Genomic DNA, 18,143 nt, shown 5'->3' with positions numbered 1-18,143 from the left:
TGAGCAATCGATGACTCCAACGATGAGTCCCGGCGCACTCGCCGGGCTGCGGGTGGTGGACCACACCGATATGCGCGGCGCGCTTTGCGCGCGGGTGCTGGGCGACCTTGGGGCCGAGGTGATCCGAGTGCCGCCGACACCTGATCCCGAAGGTCTGGCCCACGCCCATCGCAACGCCAACAAGGCGGCGGGCGAGGCTGCCGAGTTGGAGTCGCTGATGGCAGACGCCGACTTGCTCATCGACAACACCGGGTTGGACCTCGACGAGATGGTCGAGCGCCATCCCACCTTGGTGGTGGTTGCGCTGACCGATATGGGCCTCACTGGCCCCCGATCGGAGTGGCGGTTGGAGCCGCTACCGGCATTCGCCTCATCCGGCGGGCACTTCTTGTCGGGGTTTCGGGACAAGTCTCCGTGCTGGCATCCCGGCTATCTGGCCCACGACTGCGCCTCGGTGTTCGGCGCCATCGGCGGGTTGGCCGCGGTCATAGACCGCCGCCGCCACGGCCAGGGCCAAGTGGTGGAAGTGAGCGTGCAGGAGGCTGCTCTGTCCGGACTCAACCCGTGGTCGGTGCTCATTCCCGACTACGTGAGGCACTTTCCCGAACTGCCTGATGAGGGTCGCCGCAACGCCGACGGAAACTACTGGATCTTCCCGGCCCGAGACGGCTGGGTGCGCACGGTGATCGGCACTCCCTACCAGTGGACCGGCTTCGTGGAGGTGCTGGGCAACCCCGACGCCTTGACCGGACCAGAGTGGGCCGACGGCGTGTTCCGAGGCCGCAATCGGGACGTTATCCACGTGGTGGCCGACGCGATCACGTCACAGCGCGACCGAACCGATCTGTTCCAGCACGGTCTGGCCGCAGGCACCACCATCGGCGTGATCCAGTCGCCCAGTGAGTTCGCCAACCATCCCCAGGTGGTGGGTCGGGGGTTCTTCCGCCACGACGTGGAGGGCTCCGAAGGCCAGCCCATGCCCGCCGCCGCCTGGAAGCTCTCGGGGACCCTGGCCGGGGTGAGGAAGCGGGCTCCCGCGGCCGGGGACGAGGCAGTTCAGTTCGGCCCCCGTCCCATCGATAACCCCTGGTCAGCCGGGCTTTCGAAGAGTCCCAACGACAACGGCCAGCTGCTGGCTGGAGTGCGGGTGGTGGAGTTCGGCATGGCTGCGGTGGTGCCCGAGGCCACCTGGATGCTGTCGGACTTGGGTGCCGATGTCATCAAGATCGAATCGGTGACCCATCCCGACTCGCTGCGCTTCGCCGGCCGGGGCGATCTCAACAAGGCCTTCCCATTCAATGCCGAGAGCCGGGGACGGCGGTCGGTGGCCCTCGATCTGACCACCGAACAGGGCCGGGAGTTGGCCTTGGAACTGTTCATGGCCGCTGATGTGGTGGCCGAGAACCTGCGGGGCGGCTCGCTAGACAAACTGGGCCTGGGGTGGGACGACATGTCGGCCCGGCGGCCCGACCTGGTGTACGTGTGCTCGCAGGGTTACGGGCGGGGCGGGCCGATGGGGAAGATGCCGGCCTACGGGCCGCTCAACGCCAGCTTCGCCGGGGCCCACTGGCTCTGGAACCACGCCGATGTGCCGTTTCCCTGCGGCACCACGCTGAATCACCCTGACCACATCGCCGGGAAGCTGTTGGCGGTGGCGGTGCTGGCCGCTCTCGACCACAAGCAGCGCACTGGCCAGGGCCAGCTCATCGACATGGCCCAGACCGAGGCAGCGGCCTATCTGATCGGCGACGTGTACATGGGCGCGGCCGCTGCTGGTGCCGATCCCCAGGCCATTGGAAACCGCTCCGAGACCATCGCTCCCCACGATGTGTATCGAGCCGGAGGCGACGACGATTGGGTGGCGCTGGCCTGTCACGACGATGAGTCGTGGCAGCGGTGCTGTGACCTCATTGGCGTGGAGAACCGCTGGCCGGCCAACGCCGACCGGCTGGCCGATGTCGAGGCGGTGGATGCTGCGATTGCCTCCTGGATGGCCGGTGGACTGGCTGCCGACCGAGCCGAGCGGTTGCAGGCCGCTGGAGTGTCAGCCATGCCGGTGATGGGCCCCTACGACCACTTGGGCGATGAGCACTTGGCCTCAAGGGGCGCCCTCGACGTGTTGGAGCACCCGGTGGTGGGCAAAGAGACCCACGTGGGCAATCCGATCCGCTTCAGCCTCACCCAGACCCGCACCGCCGGTCCTTCGCCACTGCTTGGCGCCGATACCGTCGAAGTGCTGGGCGAAGTCCTCGGCATCCCTCCCGACGAAGTAGAAGCCCTAGCCGAAGCCGGCATCTGCCGCTGAGCGGCGACATCCAGTGAACCTCCCCGGGTTTCACACAGCCAGCGCATTACCCGGGGAGGTTCAACCTGTGGTCGGGACGGGTCGGCCAAGATGGCCAAGCAGGGCTACTGGACCGCTGAGGTCGTTTCGGTTGTTGCCATTGAGAGATGGCCGCTTATTCCCTGCACATGCAGCTGAGGGTGCAGCCATGATGGTGCGGTGAGTCCAGTCGAAGAGCTTGTCGGCGCCGTCGATGCAGGTGTCTCCCTCGGGGTCGGCGATCCTGCTGTTCTCGTCCTCGCGGCCCCTGATTGCGGCTGCGATGCCTGCGACAGCGGGTCGCAGGACGCCCTCGACGAACTCGACGAGTACATGCTCAGCGTGGTCAGAGGCTCCGAAAGATCCTGAAGCATGTGCCGAGGAACGGAGGCAGTGTGCGCTTCCCCTGGCAGAGGAGATGCAGGAGGGATGAGATCGACAGAATCTTGGCCAATCCGAACGGATGGAACGAGCTTTCCGGGGCTGCATGGCTTAATGAGGAGTAGTCGCGGCGACTACCGGGGCTGTTGATTCGGTGGGGGAGGCTCGGGCACGTAGTGAAAGCCTCGTCCGGTACGAGCGGATTGCGCCGCCCTGATCAAGCCATCGTCGGCAAGGGCAGATAGACGTCGTCCGGAGGTGAGCACGCTCAGACCCGTGAGGTCGGCGACTTCAGTGCTGGACACGCGGCCGCGCCGGGCGGCCCAGTCGCAGATCAAGGCATTTTGCCCTTCGGGAGTGCTGAGGTAGGGAAATAGGTGGGAGAGTCGGCCCCGTGCCTCATCGCTCAGGCGATACGCGGGCGGGTAGTTGGCGGGCACACCGGCGACCTTGGCGATCACTCCTGGCATGAATTCCTCGGGCCGGTCACAGTAGGCATCCTGCTCATCGGCAAGCTTCGCGGCTTCCAAGCGAGAGATGGCTTCAGCTGCCTCTGCCTTCGTGCGTTGGAGAAGAGGGGCGGCAGCTTCGGCGTCGATCCAGCCGCGTCGGCACAATTCATTGATGAGCAGATGCGGCTCCACGCCGGTAGTCAGGTTCTCGGGGAAGATGTCGGCAATGAACAAGATCACTCCTCTGTCAGGTTCGCCGCCGAGAAGAGTGACCCGTACGTAAGGGCCAGTGATCTCATTGATTTCCGGGCGAGGCCGCCCGATGGCAAGCATGTCGCGTGTCATCCTGGCGACGCCTATTCCCTGGCGTTCGGCAATCCCCAACGCAGCCGCTGCCTCTGCCAGGCTGCGGTATCGCGGAACCGCAGGGTGGGAGATGATGTTCGACGGATCGATTCCACCCACAAATCCGCCTGGGGAAGTGACGGTCATCGTGTCGCCCGCATGTTCCACAGTGGTGGGTAGAGTTGAACGCCAGTCACGATGCACCGATCCGTTGACAATTGCCTCACGCAGTGCTCTAGGTGGGATGGCCTGCGGCTGGCCATAGGCAAAGCCATGGGCGATGTGGAACGTGCGGTTGGCGGCCTGGCAAGCCAGTTCAACCTCGTGGATTTGCTCCAACAGGGGACCAGTGCTGCGGACGCGGTTGCGACTGTCGCCGCCTGGGGTGTCGCGTCGGATGTAGTCGATGCCGGGGTAGGGAGTCGCGACAAACAGCAAGCTGCCTGCGTTGGTCAGACGACTGCTGCTATCGGCCAGATTCAGGCGGCGCATGAGGTCGGCGACAGGGGCTTCTGCCAACTCTGAATCGGTTGGGCTGCCTCGCTGCCGTAGGTAGCGCCTTGCGATTTCGGCTGCTACTGGGCTCACGTCGTCGAGGGTCTGTCCAGATGGCTGCTCAGACCAATCAAAGCCGCTGTTATGGGGCTTTCTTGTATACCATGTCGAGGCATCGATTTCAACGCAGTTGGCATCGATGCGCCACCGGATGCGCCCCCCGTACCGGATGGGTTCAACTGCTTCATGGGCGGTGAGCACCAAGATTCTGCATTCACAGAGGACAGCCTCTCTGACATCGATGGTGAGCTTGCGCTCGGTCAGCTCGTAGATGCGGTGACGCAGCCATTCGGCATCGAGCTCGGTTCCGATCCGTGTGCCATCGTCGGCGATTCCCACAATGAGAGCGCCTCCCCCTGGCGTGTTGGCCATGCACGCCATCTCCTCGGCGAGATATGAAGCCGCCACCTTGCTGGTGCGTTCGCCGGGGATGATCGACTGTCCCTGTCGGCGCCCGGGCTCCTCTTTGAAGTCGATTTGGGTGGTCTCGGCCTGGCTGGGGGCCTGGCCATCGGCGAGGTGCTGGAGTGCGGCGTTGATTTGCTGCTCCAGTGGGTCAGGACCAAGAAACTGAAAGGTCACCCCAGTATTCTAGACATGATTATAGTTTTATAGACGAAAGTATAAGTAACTGGCCAAAGTTGGAACACCTGATGGGTTTTCGGCGCAACCACTGAGGCATTCGGATCCGTGCCGTCTTCTCGCAGGGCTGGCATGGTGTAGGTTTTCACTGCCCTGAACACGGAGGAGACCCATGGCCGACGAGTACTACCGGGTCACATTGCCTGACTCGGAACTTCCCACGCAGTGGTACAACATCATCCCCGACCTGCCAGCGCCACCCCCGCCTCCACTGCATCCAGGCACGCTAGAGCCAGCCGGGCCTGATGATTTGGCTCCCCTGTTGAAGATGCACACGCTGGGTCACAGCTTCATTCCCGACCCCATCCATGCTGGCGGGCTGCGCTACCACGGCATGTCCCCGCTGGTGTCGCACATCTACGACTCGGGACTGGTCGAAGCAGTGGCCATCTCCCAGTCGGAGTGCTTCGCGGCAGCACTTCAGTTTGCCCGCACCGAGGGCATCGTGCCTGCTCCCGAGCCCACCCATGCCATTGCAGCGGCGGTGCGCGAAGCGCTGGTATGCGCCGAAGCCGACACTTGCCGCTAGACGGAGCCGACAAGGGAGCAGGTATGAAAGTCCTCGTGATGGGCGGGAGCCAGTTCAACGGCTACGCCTTGGTCATGGAGTTGGTGAAGTATGGCCACGAGGTCACGGTGCTGAACCGGGGGCGCACGGCGGTGGGCTTTCCTCGGTCGGTCCGTCGGCTGGTGGCCGACCGCACTGATCACGACCAGGTGCGGTCGGCGCTCAAAGACGAGACCTTCGACGCTGTCCAGGACATGAGCGCGTATCACCCGGCCGACATGGAGTTGATGATCGAGATGTTTGAAGGACGAGTCGGCCACTACATATTCGCTTCCTCCACCGTCATCTATGCCCCCACCGACATCTTGCCCATCACCGAGGACCACCCCGATGATCGGGGGCCCAACCAGAACGAGTACGGGCTGCACAAGCTGCTGTGCGAGGACATCTTGGTCGACGCCTGGCGCAGCCGGGGGTTCCCGGCCTCCATCGTGCCGTTCTCGATGGTGTTCGGCCCCCGCAACATCCTCGCCGACCGGGAGCAGCGGATGATCTTGCGGCTGCTGAGGGGTCGCCCGGTCCTGATCCCCGGCGACGGCACCACCCTGGGCCAAGTCGGCCATGTGGACGACCAGGCTCGGGCGCTGCGGATGATGATGCTTCAGCCCCAAACCTTCGGAAAGCGCTACAACCTCACCGGCGGGACCTATCAGTCAGATGTGGGCTATGTGGACGCTTTTGCCGATGTGTTGGGGGTGGAGGCGAACAAGGTGTTCATCCCCGCCCCGGTCATGGACGACCTGTGGGACGGCGCCCTGGTGTTCGAGGAGGGCAAGGCCTCCCCGGTGAACATAGACATCCGCAGCTCCGACTCCGCCCGAGCCGACGCCGACAACATGCGGCGGCGGTTCAAACTCGCTCAACTCGTGCAGCGGCTGGCTCCCAACCTGCACCGCTGGAACCGCAGCGTGGTGTTCTCCGTCGACCGGCTGCGAGCCGACATCGGCTGGGAGCCGGAATACACCCTGGCAGCCATGGTCGACCATGTGTACCGCTGGATGGTTGCCGAGGGCCTCGACCAGAGCCTCGATTTGGATTTCACCTTCGAGGACCAGATCGCCGCTAACGTGCAGAGCAAGATCTGAACTGTACTTCGAATTCTGAGTTGGGTCTTCCTATCGTCTGAGGGCTGAACCGTCGAGGGGTAACTATGGTCTTGTGACCGGACCCCGTTTTTTGGTCAAGGGGTTATGAGGGTGCCGGGTTCAAGGCATGGCGAACACGCTGGCCCCGATCATCGACCCCAGCCCCATGACGATCGCATCCCCAGTGCCCAGCCGCCGGGCCAACCGGGTAGGGGGTTGCTCACGGTCCGCAGGATACGGGGGCAGCAGGCGTATTCCTCCTACCCTGCGGCGAGGATGACCGTTGTCCGGCAGGATAGGGAACATGGCAGACAACCAAGTGGTGTATGAAACGGACGGGGCGGTGGCGTTGATCACTCTCAACCGGCCAGAGGTGTTCAACGCTCTGACCGACGAGATGTTCGACCAGATTGTGGCCTTCGTTCGCCAGGCCGAGGCCGACGACGACGTGAAGTGCATCGTGCTGGCCGGGGCGGGTCGAGGGTTCACCGCGGGGTTCGACCTGTCCAGCCCCGACGACTTCTACGGCGGGGCCGAAACTAAGGGCGGGCGGTTCGCCGTTGCTGGTCTGCGCCGCCGGGCGTGGGTGATGCGCGACCTGCTGTATTCGGCCAAGCCCATCGTGGCCCGAGTCCACGGGCCTTGCATCGGTGCCGGGCTCTACTTGGTGCTGGTGTGCGACTTCGCAGTGGTGACCGACGATGCGACGTTCGGACTGCCCGAGGAGCGGTTCGGCTCGGCGGGCACCTCGTGGCTGTACCCCATGCTGGCCTCCCAGATCGGGTTGAAGCGGGCCAACGAGCTGGTGGTGACCGGGCGCAAGTTCGACGCCGCCGAGGCCGAGCGTCTGGGCCTGGTCAACCGAGTGGTGCCCGCAGAAGAGCTCGATGAGGCAGTGGCCCAGCTCACCGGGACCCTGGCCAGCCTGCCCCGCGACGGCATCGCCACTGGGCGTACGGTAGCCCACATGGCCTACGACATCCTGGGCATTGGCCAGTCGTTCACCCCCCACTACGGCGTCCACCCGCTGTTCGTGATGGGCACCCGCCGAAGTCCCGACGAGTTCGACTTCCACGAGACGTCCCGGGAGAAGGGCATGAAGGGGGCGCTGGCCGAGCGCGATGAGCGCTTCGGCGGTGATTACTGGGGCTGGTAGGCGCTCTTGGGCACGTAGGGTATCGACGGGTCGAAGTAGGGGCGGTCGCCGTCCACCGTGCAGCGGCGCACTTCCCGGACCTCGGGGTAGTGGTCGGACACGCCCCGATGGTTGGTCGATCGCTCGTCCCAGATGGCCAAGTCACCCTCGGTCCACGACCACCGGCAGTGGAAACGGGGCTGGTTTATGTGGCGCAGCAGGAAGTCGAGCAGAGCCGTGCTCTCATTCTCGGACAGCCCCACCACGTACTGCTGGAAGTTGGTGGCCACATACAGCGCCCGCCGCCCAGTTTCGGGGTGGGTGCGCACCAGCGGATGGTTCACGCCCGGGTAGGCCTCCCGCAGCAAGGGCACCAGGTCCCAGCTTCCTGATTTCTCCGCCATGTTGGTGCAGTACTGGGGGTAGTTGGAGTGGTGGAGTTCCAGCCCGTCGATCATGTTTCGCATCGGTTCCGACAAAGCGTCGTAGGCCGACGTGATGCTGCACCACATGGTGTCTCCGCCGTAGGGAGGCGCCACCAGAGCTTGGAGCAGGGCGACCTTGGGGGGCACCTCGATCCAGGTCACGTCGGTGTGCCAGTTGTCGGTAGTCGGCAGGCTGTCGGCGTCGTCGCGGATGACGGAGGTATTGGGCTCGGTGACCCCCATCAGAGCTTGAAGCGGGTAGATGCTGGGCTGGCCCCAGCGGGAGGCCAACTCCAGTTGAGTCTCAGCGCTCATGGGCACGTTGCGGAAAATAATCACCTCGTGGCGGAGCAATGCCTCGTGGATTTCGGCGAACTGCTGGTCGGTGAGGTTGTCGCGGGGGTCCACCCCGGAGATGACCGCGCCCAGCGACCCGCCGATACGGGACACCTGGATGGTCTCGTAGGACTCTTCCGTGTCGATGCCGGGGGTGAGGGTCATGCTCATGGGGCTATTGTGCCATCTCGTCTGCAAGCAAGGCGATGAGGAGGCATTAGATGCGCACGATCTTGGACGGGCTCAACTTCTCCGAGGGTCCCCGATGGCGTGACGGCGCACTGTGGTTCTCCGACATGCACGCCCATCGGGTGATCCGCACCGACCTGGACGGAAACGCTGAAACCGTGGCGGTGGTCGATTGGGACGACCCCTCCGGATTGGGCTGGCTGCCCGACGGCCGGCTGCTGGTGGTGGCCATGTCCACCCAGAAGCTGCTGCGCCAAGAGCCCGACGGCTCCATGGTGGAGCACGCCGACTTGTCGCCTCTGGCCGTCGGCGACATCAACGACATGATCGTGCGCTCCGACGGCACCGCCTACATCGGCGACATGGGCCAGAGGATCCACCAGGGGGGCGACCGGTTCACCGGCCAGACCTTCCGAGTGGCTCCCGACGGCTCGGTGAGCGTGGGCGCGCCAGAGATGGAGGCCCCCAACGGCCACATCCTGACCCCCGATGAGGAGACGCTGATCGTGGCCGAGAGCGCCGCCTCCCGCCTCACGGCGTTCGATGTGGCCGCCGACGGCACCCTTTCCAAGCGGCGGGTCTATGCCGAGTTGGTGCCCGAGTCCGACAAGCTGCCGGTGGCCCCGCCCGATGGCATCTGCCTAGACGCGGAGGGGGCGGTGTGGGTAGCCGACCCGTTGGGTCTGCGGGTGTTCCGGGTGCTGCCCGGGGGAGAGGTAACCGACTCCTACGACATGGCCCCCAAGGTCCCGGTAGCCTGCGTGCTCGGCGGCGACGACCGCCACACGCTCCTCATCTGCGCCGCCGACGACTGGAAGAAAGAAGTGGTGACCGCAGCCAAGACCGGCTCCATCTACGCCACCGACGTCACCGTCCCCGGCGTGGGCAAGCCTTAAGCGATGGGACTGGGCGCCAACTCCCGCAGGGTCAACGAGACACCGGAGTCGGGATCGAGGCTCACGAGCAGTACAGCGGGGTCGCCTTCCAGCGATTCCGCGGTGGCGCCGGAGTAGGCGACCACGGAGGGTGATTCCCGGATAACCATGTGGCGGTGGATGTGGCCGAGGGCGACGTAGTCCCAGTCGAGGGCGTCGAGATGGCTGGGGTAGATGGGTGACGAGCGGTACGACGGCGTCTCGTCGGGCATGACCAGGCCGTGGCCCATGGCCACGCACCAGCCGTCCTTGGGGCGTACGGGAAGCCCGTCGAGGGGGTGGAATCCGGGGTGGTGGTCATCCATCGACTTACCCCAGACGGTGAGTTCCAGCTCGGGGAGGTGAGTGGTGGTTCCCTCCAGGGAGTCGAGGATGGTGATCGGGAGGTCTTGGATGTGGGGGCTGAACCGGTGGAGCACTGACGATTCCGGGTGGGCGTCGTGATTGCCGGCGATCATCACCGCCGGGCACGACAGGCGAGCCAGTTGATCGGCGGCCCAGCTCAGCACGTCATCGCCCACCCGATTGTGGTCGAACAGGTCGCCGGAGATGATGACTGCGTCCACATCTTCCGCAATGGCCAGGTCCATGGCGGCGGCAAAGGCGGCCTCTTGTCGTCGAGCTGGTGAGGTGCCCAAATGGCAGTCCGACGTGTGCAGCAGGGAGAGGGTTCGGCGTGGTTGGAGTTGGTTGTCGGTCATGTTGCCAGTAGTCCTCGGGTCAACTCGTCGGCGTAGGCTCGCACATAATTTTTCACCGGAAGGCAAGGCTATGGCAGAACGGGCTTGTGAGGGCAAGGTTGCGCTGGTCACCGGAGCCAGCAAGGGAGGCACGGGCACCGCGATCGCGCTGCGTTTGGCCGCCGAAGGAGCCAGCGTGGCAATCACCGCTCGTGATGAACAGGGGTTGGCTGCCACCAAAGACCGCATCGAGGCATTCGGCGGAGAGTGCCTGGTGCTCCCGTCCGACCTCAGTGACCCGTCGGGCACCCGCACGGAATTGGTACCGAGAACCACAGAGGCGTTCGGCCCCATCGACCTGTTAGTGAACAACGCCGCGATGAACGGCTACCGCCCGTTCGAGGAGGTTAGCCCCAAGCAGCTTGAGCTGAGCCTGCAAGTGAATCTATGGGCGCCCTGGGAGCTGATGAAGGCGGTCATTGGCGGCATGCGCGAGCGGGGCAGCGGGTCGATCTTGAACCTCACCACTTTCTCCGCCGAACTGCCTCCCGGACCTCCGTTCCCCACCAGCAAGCCCTCCAAGGCCGGCTTCGTCTACGGAGCGCCCAAGGCAGCTCTCAACAAGCTGACCGTGTCTGCGGCCAGCGAATGCGAAGGCCAGGGAGTGTCGGTGAACGCCCTCACTCCCCAGGCCGCCATAGCTACCCCGGCGCTGGTTGAGGCTGGATGGATTGACGAGGGCATGTACGAGCCGCTTGAGACCATGGCCGAGGCCGCCCTGGCCCTGCTCGCCGGTGATCCCGATGTGCTCACCGGCCGCATCGCCTTCAGCCTCCAACTCTTGGTGGAGCTCAACCGGCCGGTGCTCGACCTGATGGGCGAGTCGCTGGTGGATGGCTGGCAACCGGCCGACATCCCCACCGCTATCGCCCGCCAAGAGGCCAACCTCGCCGAGCGGGGTTGGCCCGACGCCTACACCTTCGGCCGGGTCCACAGCCCCCGCCCATGAGCGACGAGCTGCTGCTTCGGATCGTCACCGATCCGGAGGTGTACGCCGATCCCTATCCGCTGCTGCGGGAACTTCGGGAGACGGCGCCGGTACACAAGCTGAGCTTCGCCGACTATTGGGTGCTCACCCGGTACGAGGACTGTCGAATGGCACTGCGGGATCACCGGATGGGCAACGCCGAACCCGGAGACGAGGTTCCGACGCTCACTGCTGAGAGAGTGCGAACTCCCAACGAAGAGCGGACCTTCTTGTTCTTGAACCCTCCCGACCACACTCGCCTGCGCTCTCTGGTCAGCCGGGCGTTCACCCCTCGACGGGTTGAAGGCCTGCGGACCGCGGTGGAGGAAATGACCTCCGAGCTGCTGGATTCGCTGGCCGCCTCCGGTGGGGGAGATCTGATGGATCAGTTGGCGTTTCCCCTGCCGGCCAATGTCATCAGCGAACTGGTGGGGGTTCCCCGGTCCGACCGCGATTGGCTGCGTCCATTGGTGTCGGATCTGGCCGGCTCCCTTGAGCCGAACCAAAGCGCCGAAGAGCAGGAACGAGCGGAGGCCTCGGGAGTCAAGGTAAAGGCGTACTTCGACGATCTGATCGACCGGCGGCGGATCGAGCCCCGCGACGACCTGCTATCTGCGCTGATTGCGGCCAGCGACGGCGAGGACCGGCTCACCCAGCGAGAGATCGGGCTCACGCTGTCGCTGATCTACGCCGCGGGTTTCGAGACCACCACCAACCTGATTGGCAACATGGTTGACACGCTCATCCGGCATCCCGACGAGCTGGCCCGGCTGCGGGCCGATCGGTCGCTGGTGCCTGGCGCGGTGAACGAGGTGCTGCGCTTTCAGCCTCCCGTGCAGGTGGACGCCCGCTACACCTTCGAGGACGTGGAGATCGGCGGGCACGCCATCGCCAAGGGAAGCATGGTGCTGATGCTCCTGGGGGCGGCCAACCGCGATCCCGAAGCTATAGACGCTCCCGATCGGTTCGACATCGGTCGACAGGAAGCACCGCTGCTGTCGTTTGGCTCGGGCATCCACTACTGCCTGGGGGCATCACTGGCCCGCCTCGAAGGCCATGTGGTGCTCGCTGGCCTGCTCGACCGCTTCGAAACCTGGACCCCGACCGAAGTCGACCCTCCCTGGAAGCCCCGCATCACCCTGAGAGGCCTGAGCCGTCTTCCGGTAGCTCTCAGCTAACTGTGGACCGTGAAGCTTCCGCGCCGGTCGCGGCCGAATCGGAATATCGAGTAGTCCCGGTCGAAGGCGAGCGCCTCATGCACGCCGAGGCGCTGCATGATCACCCAGCTTGTGCGGTCGACGATTGAGAAGCCCTGGTCCGGGAACGCCTCGTGGATCTGGGCGGCGACTTGGAGGTCGGCGAGCGTGGTCAGCTCCACTTGGGAACGTCCCTCGCGGATGGCATTCACCAGTGTTTCGGCAAGTGCGCTTCCCAGACGCCTACGGGTAAGGAGCCAAGTCTCAACCAAAACGTGATCGCTGGTTAGCAGTCGGCCGTCGAATCTCTCCAACAGAGACGTGGCCTGTTTGTGACTGACGTCGTCTGCGTCGGCAGCGGCGTACCAAACCGATGTGTCGACGAAAATGGTCATCGCGTGCGTCGAATCCAGTCCGCTTCAACCGCCTCGGCAATTGCCGATTTGCCCTCCGCGGCAATATCGCTGCCCCCAGAACCTCCCAGTGCGAATATGTCGGAAATGTCGGCCTGGGATCTGGGGGCAGCGAGATCGCGTTCAACGAGTCGGCGAATATATTCGGCCATGCTGATGCCCAGCTCAGCGGCCTTTCGCTTTACTCCAGCGTGTTGTTCAGGCTCTAGGGCAATCTGCGTACGCATGAAGCTACATCATAACAGCACTTTTGGTGATAAAGCCACCGTGGGTTGTAGACGAGCTTTCGTGATAGAGACTGACTTATGGGACTGAGTGATCGCACGCCGCCGACCGCGGAAGAGTACGCTGCCTACCGGGAGCGGTCCTGCAATTGGGCCGCTGGGAATTCCAATACGTTTGCGCTCCGCTGGTGTTACGCTACGGCACCGGCTCGCCGGTGAATCCGCTGGCAATTTTGTAAAGCGGGAGCAGCCTCTGGAGGTGTGGTTCAGGGGGTGCAATTGACGGCAAACATAAACCTCGCATCACTGGAGCGGCCTAATGGGGTGGGATGGCTGAGCTTGGCGACCGGGCTCAGGTAGTCATTGTTGGCGGCGGGATCGTCGGCTGTTCCATCGCGTACCACCTCACCCGCCGCGGGGTTACCGATGTGCTGCTCATCGAGCAGGGACAACTCACCAGCGGCACCACCTGGCACGCCGCGGGGCTGGTGAGCCAGCTCAAGTCGAGCCACAGCCTCACCCGGTTGGCCACCTACTCGGCCCAGCTGTTCGAAGAGCTCGAGGTCGAAACCGGCCAGGCCACCGGCTATCGAGCGCCGGGTTCCATTTCGGTGGCCGCCGATGAGGAGCGGTGGGAGGAGCTGCTGCGGGGCATGTCCATGGCCCGGACCGTGGGAGTGGACATCCGTCAGATCGACCTTGACGAAGCCCTCGAGCTGTGCCCGCTGCTCAACATCGACGACCTGGTGGGTGCGCTGTTCATTCCCCGAGACGGGGTTACCTCTCCGGTGGACACCACCATGGCGCTGGCCAAGGGGGCTCGGGCCGCAGGCGCCCGGATCGTCCAGGGCACCGCGGTGACCGGGGTGGTGGTGGAAGACGGCCGGGCGGTAGGGGTGGACACTGAGGCGGGTCGGGTAGAGGCCGAGACCGTGGTGTTGGCCGCCGGGATTTGGACCCGCCAGCTGGCTGCCACCGCCGGGGTGAGCGTGCCGGTGCAGGCCTGCGAGCACTTCTACATCGTCACCGAACCAGTCGATGGTGCGTATCCCAATATGCCCACGGTGCGCGACCCGTCCAACTACACCTACTTCAAAGAGGAGACCGGCAAGCTGATGGCCGGCTTCTTCGAGCCCCGGGGCAAGGTCTGGAACCTCGACGGCATCCCCCGCGACCTCCAGTTCAAGACCCTGCCCGAGGACTGGGAACACGTCGGGCCGATCTTCGAGCGGGCCATCCATCGCATGCCCGTACTGGGGGAGGCCGGCCTTCAACTCTTCTTCAACGGCCCCGAGGCCTTCACCCCCGACGGGGTGTACTACCTGGGCGAATCCCCCGAGGTGGACCGCTGCTTTGTGGCCGCCGGGTTCAACTCGGTGGGCATTCAGTCGGCTGGCGGGGTGGGCTGGGTGCTGGCCGACTGGATCGTCGACGACCACCCGCCCATGGACTTGTCGATGGTGGACATCCGCCGCTCATTCGGGTTCCAGTGCGAGCCCGCCTATCTCGATGCCCGCATCCCTGAGAGCCTGGGGCTGTTGTATGCCATGCACTGGCCGTTCCGCCAGTACGAGACCGCTCGGAACATCCGCCGGTCGCCGCTGCACGAGCGCATCGACGCAGCCGGAGCGGTGTTCGGCGAGGTCGGGGGGTGGGAGCGGCCCAACTGGTACGCCGCTCCCGGCCAAGAGCGGGAATACCGCTACAGCTGGGGGCCGCAGAACTGGTTCGAGGCCAGCGGAGACGAATGTGAAGCGGTCCGCAACGCGGTGGGCTTGTTCGACCAGACTTCGTTCGCCAAGTTCACCGTGGAAGGCCCTGATGCCATGGCCCTGCTCAACTGGGTGTGCGCCAACGAGGTGGACGTGCCAGTGGGGCGGGCGGTGTATACCCAGTGGCTCAACGACTGCGGCGGTATCGAAGCCGACCTCACCGTGACCCGCCGGGGGGAGAACTCCTATTGGGTGGTCACCTCGGCGGCTACCGCCACCCGCGATTGGGCTTGGCTGCGGCGGGCGGCTCGGGGCCGAGATGTGGTCATCGAAGACGTCACCGACCACTACGCCGTGCTGGGCGTGATGGGACCTAACTCCCGGGCCGCGCTGAGCCAGCTTTGCGACGCCGATCTCGGCAACGACGGCTTCCCGTTCGGCACCGCCCAGGATCTGTGCGTTGCCGGAGTGGAGGCTTTGGCGCTGCGCATGACCTATGTGGGCGAGCTGGGCTGGGAGCTCTATGTGCCTAACGAACACGCAGTCGCTCTGCACGATGCGGTGGTGGACGCGGGATCGCCATTGGGATTGCGCCACGCTGGCTACCACGCCATGAACACGCTGCGCATGGAGGCGGCCTACTGCCACTGGGGCCATGACATCACCGATGAGGACACCCCGTTGGAGGCCGGGCTGGGGTTTGCGGTGGCTTGGGACAAGGCCGGCGGTTTCCGGGGCCGCGACGCGCTGGCCGCCCAGCGGGAGGGGCCCCGCACCAAGCGGCTCATCAAGTTCCGGCTGGAGGACCCTGATTGGCTCTTGTACCACGATGAGCCCATCTACTGCGATGGCCAGTTGGTGGGCCGCACCAGCAGCGGGATGTGGAGCTACACCGAGAAACGGGCGCTGGCCCTGGGCTATGTGGAATGCGTCGATGGCGTCACCAAGGACTGGGTGGAGGCCGGGCGCTTCGAGATCGAGGTGGCCGGGGTGCCCATCGCCGCCACCGCATCCATACGTTCGTTCTACGATCCCCGCAAAGAGCGGGTTCGACTCTAAGCCAAGGAGCGGCCAGCGGTGCGCGACGAAGTCCAGGTTGTGATCATCGGCGGCGGGGCCATGGGCGCGGGCCTCTTCTACTACCTGGCCCACGAGGGTTGGACCGACACCGTGCTGGTGGAGAAGGGAGAGCTGTGCTCGGGCTCCACCTGGCATGCCGCGGGCCTCATCCCCCACTTCATCGGCAGTCTGAACATGGCCAAGTGCCACCAGGTGGCCCCCGACCTCTACGACAGCATCGAAGCCGAGACTGGGCTGGCCAGCGGTTGGCACGGCACCGGGGCCATTCGCCTGGCCCTCGACCGCCATCAGGTGGACTGGTTCCGCTACGTGAGCGGGATGCTCGATCTGGTGGGGGTGGAGAACCACCTAATCGAGCCCAAGGAGATCCTCGACCACTGGCCGTTCATGGACGTGTCCGACGTGCTGATGGGGTGCTGGACCCCCAACGACGGCTGGACTGATCCGTCCAGCGTGACCCAGGCCATGGTCAAAGGGGCCCGGCAGTTGGGCGGCGAGGTCTATCGCAACACGCTGGTCACCGATATGAACCAGCTTCCCGATCACCGTTGGGAGCTGGTCTGCGAAGTGGGCGGCGAGACCCACCGAATCGTGGCTGAGCACGTGGTGAACGCGGCCGGGTGCTACGCCCCCCAGCTCGGCGCCATGGTGGGCCTGGACGTGCCCATCGTGTCGGTGATCCACCAGTACCTCATCACCGAGCCCATGGCCGAGATGAAGGAACTGGGCGACTTCGACCCGCCGGTGATCCGCGACCCCCGAGCGTCGGCCTATTACCGGCGCGAGATCGACTCGCTGCTGGTCGGCCCCTACGAGCGGGAAAACGCCCAAACGTACGGGCTGGAGGGCATCGACTGGGACAAGCACTTCTACCTGACGCCGCCCGACCTCGACCAGCTCATGCCCTGGCTGATTGAAGCCGGCAAACGCATCCCCGCCTTTGCTGACGCAGGAATAAAAACCGTGGTCAGCGGGCCGATCACCCACACCCCCGACTCCGGCTACCTCATGGGGCCGGCCCCCGGGCTGCGGAACTACTGGCTGTGCGCAGGGGCGTCCATTGGCATCACCCAGGGTCCGGGCGCGGGCAAGTACTTGGCCCAGTGGATGGTGCACGGCCAGACCGAGATCAACGTGGCCGAGATGGACCCCCGTCGATTCGGCGACCACTGCGGCCCGACCGGCCGCTACGCCATCGAGAAGGCCATCGACGAATTCCACGAGATGTACGCCACCCGCCTGCCCGGCGAGCAGCGCTTCGCCGGCCGCCCCCAGAAGACCGATCCCATTTACGACCGGCTCGACGCTCGGCAGGCCCAGTGGATGGAGATCTTCGGCTGGGAGCGCCCGCAGTATTACGGAGAGCCTGAGGCCCACACCTTCCGCCACTCCAACGCCTTCGACATCGTGGGCGCCGAGTGCCGGGCCACCCGGGCGCGGGCTGGCATCGCCGATCTCACCGCCTTCTCCAAGTTCGAGGTGACCGGGGCCGACGCCGAGGCGCTTCTCGACCGCCTGACCGCCAATCGGATGCCGGCCAAAGACGGGGGGATGCGCCTCACCCACTTCCTGACCACCCTGGGCGGCATCGAGACCGAGATGACCATCACCCGGCTGGCTCCAGACCGGTTCTACCTGAACTCTGCCATTGTCGGGCAGTTCCATGATCGGGACTGGTTGACCCACCATGTTGCCGACGGCGAGGACGTGACCGTTCTCGACCGTACCGACGACATGGGCATCTTGGCCGTTTCCGGCCCCCTGTCCCGCAAAATCTTGGCCCCCCTCACTGATGCCGAGCTGGAGGCGCCCGGGTTCCGCTGGCTCACCGGCCAAGAGATCAATGTCGCCGGGGTGCCGTGTCTGGCCTTGCGGGTGTCGTATGTGGGCGAGCTGGGCTGGGAACTGCACCACTTCCAGGAGCACACTGCCGAGCTGTACGACGCCCTGGTGGAGTCGGGGGAGCCTCTCGGCATGGTCCACTACGGCGCCTACGCCATGAACACCATGCGCATCGAGAAGGCCTACAAGGCGATGGGCTTCGAGCTCACCACCGAGATCACTCCGGTGGAGGCCGACTTGGGCCGGTTCGTGGACTGGTCGGGCGAGTTCCAGGGCAAGGAGGCCTCCGAGGAACGGCTGGCTATGGGCGATGACATCGAGATGATCCTCGTGTACTGCGAGGTGGACACCACCGACAACGACTGCCGGGGCAACGAGCCGGTGTACGACGGCGACGAGCTCATCGGCCTAACCACATCGGGCACCTGGGGCCACACCACCGGGCGCGGCTTGGCCTTCGCCTACGTGAAGCCCCAGTACAAAGCACCGGGCACCCGCTTCGAGGTGCAGCTGATGAGCGACCGGCGACCGGCGATGGTGCTCGACGGCCCGGCCTACGACCCCGACAACGAGAAACCGAGAGCCTGATCCTGATATG

General features: G+C 65.0%; 14 protein-coding genes and 1 pseudogene. 10 read left to right on the top strand and 5 right to left on the bottom strand.

Annotation, left to right across the window (positions count from 1 at the left end; genetic code table 11):
* Positions 1-22: 22 nt before the first annotated feature.
* Positions 23-2,305 (top strand): CoA transferase, encoded by a 2,283-nt coding sequence (locus OXG30_02185; protein MCY4133710.1) that lies wholly within the window; start codon positions 23-25, stop codon positions 2,303-2,305.
* Between the two features lie 198 nt (positions 2,306-2,503).
* Positions 2,504-2,692, top strand: coding sequence for a DUF6226 family protein (locus OXG30_02180; GenBank protein ID MCY4133709.1), 189 nt, complete (start codon positions 2,504-2,506; stop codon positions 2,690-2,692).
* Between the two features lie 146 nt (positions 2,693-2,838).
* On the opposite strand, the gene OXG30_02175 is transcribed toward OXG30_02180, so the two are convergent.
* Positions 2,839-4,638, bottom strand: coding sequence for a putative DNA binding domain-containing protein (locus tag OXG30_02175; protein ID MCY4133708.1), 1,800 nt, complete (start codon positions 4,636-4,638; stop codon positions 2,839-2,841).
* A gap of 316 nt (positions 4,639-4,954) precedes the next feature.
* Here OXG30_02175 and OXG30_02170 point away from each other — a divergent pair.
* The 3 genes and pseudogenes from OXG30_02170 (at position 4,955) to OXG30_02160 (ending at position 7,507) form a co-directional block, all read left to right on the top strand.
* Positions 4,955-5,197 (top strand): annotated as a pseudogene (locus tag OXG30_02170) (TrpB-like pyridoxal-phosphate dependent enzyme).
* Positions 5,198-5,250: 53 nt separating this feature from the next.
* A complete protein-coding gene (locus OXG30_02165) occupies positions 5,251-6,351 on the top strand; it encodes an NAD-dependent epimerase/dehydratase family protein (protein MCY4133707.1) in 1,101 nt (366 codons plus the stop codon).
* Between the two features lie 304 nt (positions 6,352-6,655).
* Positions 6,656-7,507 carry an enoyl-CoA hydratase/isomerase family protein gene (locus OXG30_02160; protein ID MCY4133706.1) on the top strand — a complete coding sequence of 284 codons (852 nt, stop codon included), beginning with the start codon at positions 6,656-6,658 and terminating at the stop codon, positions 7,505-7,507.
* Here the strand turns inward: OXG30_02160 and OXG30_02155 are convergent.
* On the bottom strand, positions 7,492-8,418 hold the full coding sequence (locus tag OXG30_02155; protein MCY4133705.1) for a TauD/TfdA family dioxygenase: 927 nt from the start codon (positions 8,416-8,418) through the stop codon (positions 7,492-7,494). The genes OXG30_02160 and OXG30_02155 overlap by 16 nt on opposite strands.
* Before the next feature lie 50 nt (positions 8,419-8,468).
* Between OXG30_02155 and OXG30_02150 the strand changes: the two genes are divergently transcribed.
* Entirely contained in the window at positions 8,469-9,332 is an 864-nt protein-coding gene (locus tag OXG30_02150) for an SMP-30/gluconolactonase/LRE family protein (protein ID MCY4133704.1), read from the top strand.
* Here OXG30_02150 and OXG30_02145 read toward each other — a convergent pair.
* On the bottom strand, positions 9,329-10,072 hold the full coding sequence (locus tag OXG30_02145) for a metallophosphoesterase (protein ID MCY4133703.1): 744 nt from the start codon (positions 10,070-10,072) through the stop codon (positions 9,329-9,331). The two genes, OXG30_02150 and OXG30_02145, sit on opposite strands and share 4 nt — an antisense overlap.
* 70 nt (positions 10,073-10,142) lie before the next feature.
* Here OXG30_02145 and OXG30_02140 point away from each other — a divergent pair, with 70 nt between their 5' ends.
* Both OXG30_02140 and OXG30_02135 read left to right on the top strand, forming a co-directional pair.
* The gene (locus tag OXG30_02140) at positions 10,143-11,060 is read left to right on the top strand and encodes an SDR family NAD(P)-dependent oxidoreductase (GenBank protein ID MCY4133702.1); all 918 of its coding nucleotides are present in this window, start codon (positions 10,143-10,145) and stop codon (positions 11,058-11,060) included.
* Positions 11,057-12,256 (top strand): cytochrome P450, encoded by a 1,200-nt coding sequence (locus tag OXG30_02135; GenBank protein MCY4133701.1) that lies wholly within the window; start codon positions 11,057-11,059, stop codon positions 12,254-12,256. The genes OXG30_02140 and OXG30_02135 overlap by 4 nt, the downstream gene beginning before the upstream one ends.
* Here OXG30_02135 and OXG30_02130 read toward each other — a convergent pair.
* On the bottom strand, positions 12,253-12,669 hold the full coding sequence (locus OXG30_02130) for a PIN domain-containing protein (GenBank protein ID MCY4133700.1): 417 nt from the start codon (positions 12,667-12,669) through the stop codon (positions 12,253-12,255). The two genes, OXG30_02135 and OXG30_02130, sit on opposite strands and share 4 nt — an antisense overlap.
* Positions 12,666-12,914 carry a ribbon-helix-helix protein, CopG family gene (locus tag OXG30_02125; protein MCY4133699.1) on the bottom strand — a complete coding sequence of 83 codons (249 nt, stop codon included), beginning with the start codon at positions 12,912-12,914 and terminating at the stop codon, positions 12,666-12,668. The genes OXG30_02130 and OXG30_02125 overlap by 4 nt, the downstream gene beginning before the upstream one ends.
* A 326-nt stretch (positions 12,915-13,240) precedes the next feature.
* Between OXG30_02125 and OXG30_02120 the strand changes: the two genes are divergently transcribed.
* Together OXG30_02120 and OXG30_02115 are read left to right on the top strand one after the other, a co-directional pair.
* Entirely contained in the window at positions 13,241-15,682 is a 2,442-nt protein-coding gene (locus OXG30_02120; protein ID MCY4133698.1) for an FAD-dependent oxidoreductase, read from the top strand.
* A gap of 18 nt (positions 15,683-15,700) precedes the next feature.
* Complete coding sequence (locus OXG30_02115; protein ID MCY4133697.1) at positions 15,701-18,133, top strand: FAD-dependent oxidoreductase; 2,433 nt, start codon at positions 15,701-15,703, stop codon at positions 18,131-18,133.
* The last annotated feature ends 10 nt before the right edge of the window (positions 18,134-18,143 follow it).

Source organism: bacterium, from assembly GCA_026708015.1.
Classification (GTDB): domain Bacteria; phylum Actinomycetota; class Acidimicrobiia; order Acidimicrobiales; family Bin134; genus Poriferisocius.
The sequence above is the reverse complement of the archived record's forward strand: the minus strand, read 5'-3'. Positions and strand labels throughout refer to the sequence as shown.